General features: G+C 55.5%; 9 protein-coding genes and 1 pseudogene. 5 read left to right on the plus strand and 5 right to left on the minus strand.

All coding sequences use genetic code 11. The annotated features are described in order from the left end of the window. The first annotated feature begins 41 nt into the window (after positions 1–41). The 4 genes from F1542_RS12590 to F1542_RS12605 all read left to right on the plus strand — a co-directional run bounded on the left by F1542_RS12590 (position 42) and on the right by F1542_RS12605 (position 1,924). Complete coding sequence (locus F1542_RS12590) at positions 42–314, plus strand: BrnT family toxin (protein WP_010511275.1); 273 nt, start codon at positions 42–44, stop codon at positions 312–314. Further along, on the plus strand, positions 311–574 hold the full coding sequence (locus tag F1542_RS12595; protein WP_227672718.1) for a BrnA antitoxin family protein: 264 nt from the start codon (positions 311–313) through the stop codon (positions 572–574). The genes F1542_RS12590 and F1542_RS12595 overlap by 4 nt, the downstream gene beginning before the upstream one ends. 679 nt (positions 575–1,253) lie before the next feature. Next, positions 1,254–1,505, plus strand: a complete 252-nt coding sequence (locus F1542_RS12600; RefSeq protein WP_193733342.1) for a FitA-like ribbon-helix-helix domain-containing protein — start codon at positions 1,254–1,256, stop codon at positions 1,503–1,505. Next, the gene (locus F1542_RS12605; protein ID WP_193733343.1) at positions 1,502–1,924 is read left to right on the plus strand and encodes a type II toxin-antitoxin system VapC family toxin; all 423 of its coding nucleotides are present in this window, start codon (positions 1,502–1,504) and stop codon (positions 1,922–1,924) included. Before F1542_RS12600 ends, F1542_RS12605 begins: the two co-directional genes overlap by 4 nt. A 205-nt stretch (positions 1,925–2,129) precedes the next feature. Here the strand turns inward: F1542_RS12605 and F1542_RS12610 are convergent, their stop codons facing one another. From F1542_RS12610 to F1542_RS12630, 5 genes are read right to left on the minus strand one after another with little or no spacing between them, the layout of a single operon-like run. Continuing rightward, positions 2,130–2,861 carry a M48 family metallopeptidase gene (locus F1542_RS12610; protein ID WP_193733344.1) on the minus strand — a complete coding sequence of 244 codons (732 nt, stop codon included), beginning with the start codon at positions 2,859–2,861 and terminating at the stop codon, positions 2,130–2,132. Continuing rightward, positions 2,861–6,160, minus strand: a complete 3,300-nt coding sequence (locus F1542_RS12615) for a type I restriction endonuclease subunit R (protein ID WP_193733345.1) — start codon at positions 6,158–6,160, stop codon at positions 2,861–2,863. Before F1542_RS12615 ends, F1542_RS12610 begins: the two co-directional genes overlap by 1 nt. 30 nt (positions 6,161–6,190) lie before the next feature. After that, positions 6,191–7,411 carry a restriction endonuclease subunit S gene (locus F1542_RS12620; protein WP_193733346.1) on the minus strand — a complete coding sequence of 407 codons (1,221 nt, stop codon included), beginning with the start codon at positions 7,409–7,411 and terminating at the stop codon, positions 6,191–6,193. Next, complete coding sequence (locus F1542_RS12625; protein WP_193733347.1) at positions 7,401–8,927, minus strand: type I restriction-modification system subunit M; 1,527 nt, start codon at positions 8,925–8,927, stop codon at positions 7,401–7,403. Before F1542_RS12625 ends, F1542_RS12620 begins: the two co-directional genes overlap by 11 nt. Before the next feature lie 33 nt (positions 8,928–8,960). Next, positions 8,961–9,443 carry a restriction endonuclease subunit S gene (locus tag F1542_RS12630; protein WP_193733348.1) on the minus strand — a complete coding sequence of 161 codons (483 nt, stop codon included), beginning with the start codon at positions 9,441–9,443 and terminating at the stop codon, positions 8,961–8,963. A 298-nt stretch (positions 9,444–9,741) separates the two neighbouring features. On the opposite strand from F1542_RS12630, the pseudogene F1542_RS17525 reads away from it, so the two are divergent. Then, a pseudogene (locus F1542_RS17525) lies at positions 9,742–9,975 on the plus strand (transposase); the annotation flags it as partial. Between the last annotated feature and the right edge of the window lie 123 nt (positions 9,976–10,098).

Raw genomic sequence — 10,098 nt, forward strand, 5'->3', positions numbered from 1 at the left:
ATGACGTTGCATTTATGTAGACAAATGTCTGTCTTCTTCGCATGAAGGTTGCGGGTTTGGACTGGGATGACGGCAACTGGCCGAAATGTGGCAAGCATGGCGTCTCCCGTGCGGAAATCGAGCAGGTCCTGCTGGGAGAACCTGCCGTCATGGCTGATCCTCATCCCGGTGAGCCCCGTATGCGGACCATTGGCAGGACTAAAGCCGGGCGTCACGTCTTTCTGGTCTTTCATGTTCAGGACGGTCAGCAGTCAGACCCGGTTACGTCCCATCAGTGTCCGCTACATGCATCAGAAGGAGATCGATCACCATGAGCAGCAAAAACAGATCCATGCCCTCGCTGCACAGTGATGAAGCGGCCGAAGATTTCGTCGCGACAGCCGATCTGACCCAGTATGACCTGTCTGATCTCAAGCCCATGCGCTTTGAGATCGAACCCAAGGCGGCCGCCCTCAACATGCGCCTGCCAGCGTCCCTGCTGGACGCCGTGAAAGCCAGGGCGAAGGCAAAGGGCATCCCTTACACACGCTATGTGCGGATGCTGCTGGAGACCAATGTCGCACAGGCGCGGTAAAGCGTATTCAGACCAGAACAGAGGAGATCGGGCGATGTAGGTACGCCCGGAAATCACTCCGTGCGTCATGGAGGGGAAGTTCCCATGTCTGCGCGCAAACACTCATAAACGACCCGGATACCTATCCCTGACGCATTGATGGAACGACTGTTTCACGACCCAACGGCTACCCTTACGACGACCCATGGACATACCCGAGGCCGACATTGCGCCTACCCATCAATAGCGGCTCTTCATACACCATTGCACCGTTGGTGCGGGCACGCGGAAACGGGGGTTGGAAAACATGCATCGCATAGAATGCAAGTGGCTGGAGCTGGCATCTAACAGAATGTCAGATGGAGAGGCCGTGCCACCGGAGCTGGCCGGGGTTATGCTGGAAAGCCTCATGCTCCTGAGAAGCATTGTAAGCCCGGCAAAACTGGATGCCGCCAAGGCGGATGTGAAACGGTCTGATCTCCCCATCTGGAGCTTATGAGAGATGTCCCCAGGCTGATGGTCATTGCGGCTGCATGAAGACTGTAATCTGCCAGATGCAGGGGGCATCATAAAGCGGCTTACAGCCGGATATGAATGGATCTTCAAGGGTATGCGAAAGGAATTGGGACTGTAGGATTCTGCTAGAAAGATATCATATTATTAAATATGATATCGATCTTGAGAAATGGGAAGTCATGTCATGTCCTCTGTCGTTATTCGCAACCTGCCGGAAGAGACGCATCGGGCGCTGAAGGCGCAGGCCGTGCTGCACGGGCGCAGTACGGAAGCGGAGATCCGGACTATTCTGGAAGCGGCTGTCCGGCCGCAGCAGCGGGTCCGGCTGGGATCGCTGCTGGCCGCCATCGGTCGTGAGGCGGGTGTGAGCGAGCAGGATATCGCGGCCTTGCAGGTTCGGGATCAGACCCCGGCTGAGCCGATGTCCTTCGAATGATCCTGCTTGATACCAATGTGATCTCGGAGCCGTGGAAGCCTGTGCCGGAGCCGCGTGTTCTGGCCTGGATCGACGCCCAGGCGATCGAGACGCTTTTCCTGTCAGCCATCACAGTAGCGGAGCTGCGTTTCGGGATCGGGGCCATGCCGGCCGGTCGGCGGCAAGCAGTTTTGCAGGAGCGTCTTGAGCAGGATGTCCTGCCTCTGTTCGAGGGACGTATCCTGTCGTTCGATCTGGGGGCGTCACAGGCTTATGCCGAACTGATGGTGCGGGCGAGGTGTGAAGGACGGGCAATCGGTAAGGCGGATGGGTATATCGCCGCGATTGCTGCATCCCGTGGTTATGCCGTAGCCAGCCGGGACGTATCGCCTTTCGAGGCTGCCGGTGTACGGGTGCTGAACCCTTGGGAAGATGCCTGATTTTCAAGACAGATCCGGGCGTTAAGGATCTGTGTGTCGAGCAGGATATGATGTGTTAAAGAAATTGCGTTTCTTTGACGTGTCATTCCAATGTGTTCAAAAAAACGCATATTGCTACCACGTTGGGATGTCATATGAGCAGCACGCGCCCGTCTGAAGCGTGTGCCCTGTCCATCGTCATTTCCGTGTGGGAAATCTGTTTGGCTCAGTTCACCAGGAAGGCTTCGGCCATTCTATCCAGATGGGCCTTGTGACGTTCCCAGTCTGGCATGATCCGGTCCATAAGCTCCCAGAATGCCGGTCCATGGTTGTGTTCCCTCAGATGGCACAGTTCATGCACGATCACATAATCGATGCAGTCCCGAGGCGCCTTCACCAGATGGGGATTGAGGGTGATTACCCCACCCGGCGAACAGTTGCCCCATTGCGTGCGCATGACCTGAAGTTTCAGGGCGGGTTTTTCCACAACCCATAATGTTGAAGGCAGCATGGCATCGAGCCGCCGTTGAAAGACGGCCTGGGCCCTGTCGAAATACCATAGGGACAGAAGCGCGCGGATCCGCACGGCCTGCCGGGTCTGTACCGAAATCTCCAGCCGTCCGCGCAGCATGCGCACCGTCTCGGGCTGATCTGACTGATGATGGACCTTCAGCAGGTGGCGACGACCAAGATAGAAATGGCTTTCACCACTGGCATAGTCGCGCGGCGTGACATGGGCCTGGATCTGGCGGAAATCACGCAGTTTCTGCCAGATCCAGCGTAATTTCTGTTCCAGGGCCTGCTGCAGTTTCTCTTCAGGCGTGTCGAATGGCACGACGGCCTGCACCCGTAGGTCGGGGTGAACCTTGACCACAAGGGTCGTTCCCGGCCGGGAACGGGGCAGGAGTTCGACCCTGATCTTTTCCCCGCCATAGGTCAGGAACCGCTCGTCCGGCATCAGGCGCGCTGTTCCCCGGCTGCCGGCCCGGCCCGCATGATCTGGATGACCTGCGTGACGATCTTCTGCACCTGATTCATGCCAAAGCCTGCTTTCTGCCCGATGGCGAAAAGGAGGGGCAGCAACTCCTGATGAATGGTCTTTTCCATGTCGGTCTGGCTGAGCGAGTTCTCCCGCACGGCCCGATCCACGATCCGGTCAATCTCGAACGCCAGATCGATCCAGCGCTGCTGCTCTTCGTCGGTCTGCTTGTGATTGAAGATGGCCGTCAGCGTCTGCAGGAACACGCCGTAATAGGCCTGGGCATGCCGGTGGCCTTCGAAGGCGGATGGAATGTCCTTCAGTTTCCGCTGTGCAACCTGCTCCTCGAATTCCTGAAACAGCATGAACTGCTTGAGCGGGTGATCGAACAGGCGCTCCGCCTCTTCAATAACCTGACGCAGCAGGGCGGAGAACGCCTCCTTGGCATAAGGATCGTCCTGCATGTCATGGGTGATCATTTTCGTCACGCGCGTGCGGATCAGATCCGTCTCGTTGCGGGTCTTTTCCTCGGTCCAGTCCTCGGGCTGACTGTCATCGGGTTTCTGGCCCATCTTGCCGACGGCATACAGCCCTTCGGATTCATGCACCTTCACGCCCGCCACATGCCGGTCCAGCAGCTTTTTCACCTGCTCGGCATACTGGTCAAAGTCCACGGTCTCGCCGGTATCATGCAGGATCCACTGACGCAGGCTGGTCATCTGCTTCAGGGTTTCCTTGTAGGTATTGCGGTCCTTTTCGGTGAAGCTGGTATCCTCGAAGAATGCGACCGACTGCAGGGCCACCTTGAGGCAGGCGGAGAACTTCGTCAGCGCCTCATAGAAATCATCGCGGCGCTTGAGGTTCACATCCACCATCTGGCCGTGCTCTTCCACCATACGTGGCATGAGCACGGCGCGAAGCTGCTGGGGATCGCTTCTGTTCTTCACGCCGTCAAAGATGGCCCATAGCGCCTTATGTAGCGCCGGGAGTTCGCGGTATTCGGTGCTCATCTGGCTATACAGCCCGGCAATGTCCTTGGGGTCATATCCACCGACATTATCGGCCGCGAGCTGGTCATAGCGCGCAAGTGTCGTGTCCAGCTCCGCCAGAATGCCGCGATAGTCGATCAGCAGCCCATGTTTTTTCTGGTCATGCAGCCGGTTCACGCGGGCAATAGCCTGCAGCAGGTTGTGCTGTTTCAGAGGCTTGTCGATATACAGCACGGCGTTTTTCGGCTCGTCAAACCCGGTCAGTAGCTTGTCCACCACGATGATCAGTTTCAGGTCGGGATCCTTTTCAAAGCGCTCGATCACGCCCCGCGTATAGTCCTCCTCGCTCTGCTTGCCGACAGTCTCGACCCACCATTTCTGCACTTCGGGCTGTTTGGCTTCATCGACTTCCGAATGGCCTTCCCGCGTGTCAGGCGGACTCATGACGATAGCGCTTTCAAACAGCCCCACTTCATCCAGATACTGCTTGTAGCGGATGGCCGAGAGCTTGCTGTCACAGGCCAGCATGCCCTTCAGGCCCTCATCGATGTTGCTGTCAAAATGCGTGGCCAGGTCCATGGCGATCAGCCGGATGCGGTCATCGGCCTTGTAGACCTGATTGGCACGGGCAAAGCGTTTCTTGAGGTCTGTGACCTGCTCTTCCGTCAATCCCTGCGTGATGCGGTCAAACCACGCATCAATGGCCTTATCATTGACGTTGAGATCAGGCTTGCGTTCCTCATAGAGCAGCGGCGTCACTGTCCCGTCCGAGACAGCCTGCTGCATGGTGTAGGAATGGATGATCTTCCCGAACCGGTTGGTCGTCTCGCTGCCCTTGAGCAGTGGCGTGCCGGTGAAGGCGATGAAAGCGGCATGGGGCAGGGCATGCTTCATACGGGCATGGTTTTCCCCGCCCTGGCTGCGGTGTCCTTCATCGACCAGCACGATGATATCCGGGCTGTCATTATGACATTCAGGATAGCCCGTGGCGGTGTGGAATTTGTTGATGAGCGAGAAGATGATCCGTTCCTGCCCATGCCCGATCTGCTGCGCCAGGCGGCGGCCGGACGTGGCCAGGGCTTCGGCCTTGTCCTTCTTGTCCGCCAATTCGCCGCCGGTGGAAAATGTGGTGCTGAGCTGGCGTTCCAGGTCCTTGCGGTCCGTAACCACCAGAATGCGGCACTGCTTCAGGTCATCATCAAGGATCAGTGCCCGGCTAAGGAACACCATGGTAAAGGACTTGCCTGAGCCGGTGGTGTGCCAGATCACGCCGCCCTCGCGCCCGCCATCCGTCCGGCGGGTCTTGATGCGCTCCAGCAGGCGCCTGATGCCGAAGACCTGCTGGTAGCGGGCAACGATCTTGCCATTCTTGCGGTCTACCAGCGTGAAGAACCGTGTCATTTCCAGAAGGCGTTCGGGGGAGAGCAGGCCGATCAGCAGCCGGTCCTGATCCGTGACCGCCAGCGGGCGGGATGCCCAGTCCTCGAACCACGCCCGATCGGACGGCTTGCGTTCGGCAAATAGTGCGTCGGTCTGGGCAGGGGAGAGAGATGTGTTCTTGAGGTCATGCATCCGGCTTTCGGCAATGTCTTCCTCTTTCCAGCTTGCCCAGAACTTCTTGGGCGTGCCGCAGGTGCCATAGCGTCCGTCATGCCCGTTGATGGAGAGCAGGAGCTGACTGTAGGCAAAAAGCTGCGGGATTTCGTCCTTGAGCTGGTTGCGGATGGTCTGGGAAATACCGGCTGCCACGGTCGGGCCCTTGCCCGGCTGGCCATCGGGGCGCTTGGCCTCGATCACCGCTAGCGGAATGCCATTGACGAAGCAGACAATGTCCGGTCGGCGCGTCTGCGTCTGGTCCGTGCGCAGGACGCTGTATTCTTCCGTAAAGGTGAAACTGTTGTTCTCCGGGTTCTGCCAGTCGATCAGGGCGATGGTCGGTCTGGCCTTGCGCCCGTTGATGCGTTCATGAGCAACAATGCCGAACAGCAAATGGGTGGTCATCTTCTCATTGGCGTCACACAGGCCGGAGACGAAGTCCGGGTGCGTGACGATGGAGATGAGCCGTTCGATCGCCTGATCGGACAGAGCGTGCTCTTGTCCTTCAAAACTGAAGCGACGCTTTTTCAGTTCTGCCCGCAACAGCGTGTCCAGTACCACAGCGCCCTGTTTGCCTCCCCGCAGGGTCAACGCCTTGGATGGGGTCAGGAACCGCCAGCCGAGGGTGCTGAGCAGCGCCAGGGCGGGGAGTTTGGCGCTGAATTCTTCCTGAAATTTCGGGGCGGCGGCCATATTTTCAAATATCCTGTAAGCTGAAATGACTTAATCGACCTTCACGCGGCGCTTGCCGGTGAGAAGCTGCTGCATCAGAGCTTTCTTCTCCTGACGCAGGTGCGAAAGGTCGGCTTCAATCGCCGTGATTTCTTCGTTTGCCCTTGTCAGAACGGCAGCTATGGCTTCCTGTTCATCTACTGAGGGAACGGTAACCTGTAGATGCATAAAGTCAGCAGGTTTTACGTTGAGAAGACCATGTGCACGGCCCCCTTCATGCGCAATTTGTGTCAATCCATAGTTCATAAGCCCGGAATCGAAATAAAACTCGAAGAAATCTCCATTGGCGAATTGATGAGATTTTAACCGAAAGCAAATATACAGTGTCGTAACGACACCTTTTTCATAACGGTTGAGCCGTTTTATTGCTCCCATAGGATAGCCAATAGAATAGCTTTTATTATATGCGAAATCTCCATTTTCTAAGAGAAAATATCCATCGAGCGTTTCTGATGCGACTGTTTTTTTGAAATATTCTTCCTGCTTTACCAATCCGTCTTGGGCAGAAATTGTAACGACGTTTGTATTCCCAGATGTATTCCGCTGCATAAGGCGAACAAAAAAATCAGAAAGCCGATGCTTTTTCCACTCCCCCATGAACCCCGGCAGGCGTTTTTTGCCTGTGAGGAGTTGCTGCATGAGGGCTTTTTTCTGCTGCTGGCTGTTGGCCAGAAGCTTCTCAGTCCCCTCAATCGCACGATCCCACGTCGAGAGGATCGCCGCGATCTTCTTCTGTTCGGGGAGAGGTGGAAGGATGAGTTGAGTATTATAAAGTATTTCTTGGCTTAAATTTGAAATATTTGTTCCAGATCCAGAGAGATTTATGTATTTACGAAAATATTCTCCAGCGACAATCTGGAAAATATAAGTTGCGCTTATTGAGGGGTTTTTGAGGCGGCCACGAATAGTAAATCCAGAGAATGAGATGGGCTCTGGAATATGAGGAAAATACAAACACCTTCCGATAAGGGATTTGTTGCCATTTGATCGCACGAATAAAAAGTCATTCTCTTGGAGTAGGTCATCATTCTTAAATTGATCTACGTACGTTTCTTTTAATGAATCGGTACGTGAAAGGACATTTCCAAGAGAAAAATCGGAAACGCCGACTACTTTTATCAAATTTTTTGAATCTGACTTAGAAAAATTTAGGCCATTTCGAAAGTCCATAATTTCTCCAAGTGTGGTAGATTCCCACCCATCAGGAAGCATAACCCAGCTCCTTCAGATAAGCGTCCATCTGGGCTTCCAGCTTTGCCAGTTCCGCCTTGATTTCCGCTCGTTCCTTGCGCACGGCGTTCAGGTCGATCTCCTCTTCTTCTTCAAATGTATCGACATAACGCGGAATGTTCAGGTTGTAGTCGTTCTCCCTGATCTCGTCCGGTGTGGCGAGGTGGGCGTATTTGTCCACGTCCTTGCGGGCACGGTAGGTATCCACAATCTTCGTGATGTTCTCTTCGGTCAGCACGTTCTGGTTCTTGCCCGCCTTGAACTCGCGGCTGGCATCAATGAACAGCACGTCCTTCGTCTTGCGGTCCTTGCGGAAGATCAGGATGGCGGCCGGAATGCCCGTGCCAAAGAACAGCTTTTCCGGCAGGCCGATCACGGCATCCAGCAGGTTTTCCTCAATCAGCTTCTGGCGGATCCTGCCTTCCGAACTTCCGCGGAACAGCACGCCATGCGGCACCACCACACCCATGCGGCCGGTGCGTTCCTTCACGGTGGCGAGCATGTGCAGGATGAAGGCATAATCGCCCTTGGTCTTGGGTGGAACGCCACGCGCAAAGCGGTGATGGACGTCGTCCGCTGCCTCGTCATGGCCCCATTTGTCGAGGCTGAAGGGCGGGTTGGCTGTCACCACGTCAAAGCGCATCAGGTGGTTCTTGCCATCCAGCAGCTTGGGGCTGCGAATGGTGTCGCCCCATTCAATGCGGTGGTTGTCCTCACCATGCAGGAACATGTTCATCTTGGCAAAGGACCAGGTGGAGCCAATGGCCTCCTGCCCATACAGGGCGTAATCCCGGCTACCCTTGTGGTGCAGCGTGATCTGCCTGCCGCATTTCATCAGCAAGGAGGCGGAGCCACAGGCGGGATCGCATATGCTCTCACCCGGTTTCGGGTCCAGCAGGCGGGCCATCAGTTCGCTGACTTCTGGCGGGGTATAGAACTCGCCCGCCTTCTGGCCACCGCTGGCTGCAAAATTCTTGATCAGGAATTCATAGCCATTGCCGATCACATCCAGATTGCCCACGCGGGACGGGCGCAGGTTCAGTTCCGGCTTGGCAAAGTCCTCCAGCAGGTGACGCAGGATAGTGTTCTTCTGTTTTTCATCGCCCAGTTTGTCGGAGTTGAAGCTGATGTCCTGGAAGACGCTCTTGCCTGCATCCTTCAGCTTGGTACCATTGGCTTCCTCAATGGCATGCAGGGCTTTATCAATCCGCTCGCCGTTGCCGGGGGCGTTGCGTTCCTTATAGAGCGTATAAAAATCGGTGCCCTTGGGCAGGACAAAGCGCTCCTGCGCCATCATGGCTTCAATCAGTTCGGGATTGTCGCCGTATTGCTTTTTATAATTGTCATAATGATCCTGCCACACATCTGAGATGTATTTCAGGAACAGCATGGTCAGCAGATAATCGCGGTATGTATCAGGACTGACGGTGCCACGGAACGTATCGCAAGCGCTCCATAGCGTGCGGTTGATGGTGTCCTGGCTGATCTGTTCGGTCACGGGAATATCCTGTCTGTAAATCGCAAAAGTGGGTCAGTGGACCATAAGGTCGCGGGCAAGGCCGGTCATGATCTGCTGGTTGCTCTGCATCAACTGGTGCAGCAACTGTGCTTCCCGCCGCATGGCCTGTGCTAGCCCAGTAATCTGCTGCTGACGGGGCAGAGGCGGGATAGCAATGGGAATGGTGTCAAGAACGGTGCGGGAGATATTGCGTACAATGCCGGAACTCTGGGCCTGCTGTTCCAGATGGCGCTGTGCCGGTTCCTGGTTGAGCCACCACGCCACATAGGCAGGCAGCACGTCGGCCTTGCGTAGGCGCAGGACAAAAAAGTGCGGTGCGGCGACGGCCTGGATATCTCCGATGGTTTCATCAACCAATGTTGCGCAGGACAGGTTGCCGCGCGTGGGAAACAGGATATCGCCGGGTTTCAGCCAGTCCGGTTCCCGCTTGCCAGGCAGCTCCGTGCGGACGCAACTAGGCCAGTCTATGCCATTCGTGCAGGAGGTATCGCGCATCTGCACTACTGCTGTTGTCGCGCCGGAGATGGCCTTAATTCCTGTTCGGAATGGATATCCTAGCGAAACTTCGGCTATTGCACCTAAAGTGTTTTTCATCCACCATCTCCTTGGGTGCAAGGAAACGCGAAAGAATGCAGTGCGTCAATGCAATTTATTATCCACCAATGTTTTTGGAACATATTGGTGGTGAGGATAAGAATTTTCCTTCATCATTTCTTTCTGAGATGTTCCATGGTCATGCGAGGCCGTCCGTAGGAACCGTTGCTCAGGGCAAAATGCTTACGGATATTCCTCACATAAATTCCGTGAAGATCTTTGGAACCGCGGCTCTCGTCCTATCATCCCGCCAAGGAAGAACAATCCCGAGGTCACCTGCCCGAATTGGACTTACAGACATTGGCATCTGGTCGAAAATCATGGGCAAGACTTCAAGAAGTGGCGGACTATCGCAACCCGGTATGAGAAGACAGCAGCATCTTTCCTCTCCGTCATCCTCATCGTCGCTACAGCAGACTACATCAAGACCTAGTCATCTGGAACTGAAATAAGCATCATTATATAATATTCCTGTCGCAATGACGGGAGCAGAACGATGGCGGGACGACAGGCAAGTCAGGTGGTGCTGAGTCGGCAGGCGCGGACGTTTCTTGAA

The organism is Komagataeibacter sp. FXV3 (assembly GCF_015155755.1).
Classification (GTDB): Bacteria; Pseudomonadota; Alphaproteobacteria; order Acetobacterales; family Acetobacteraceae; genus Komagataeibacter.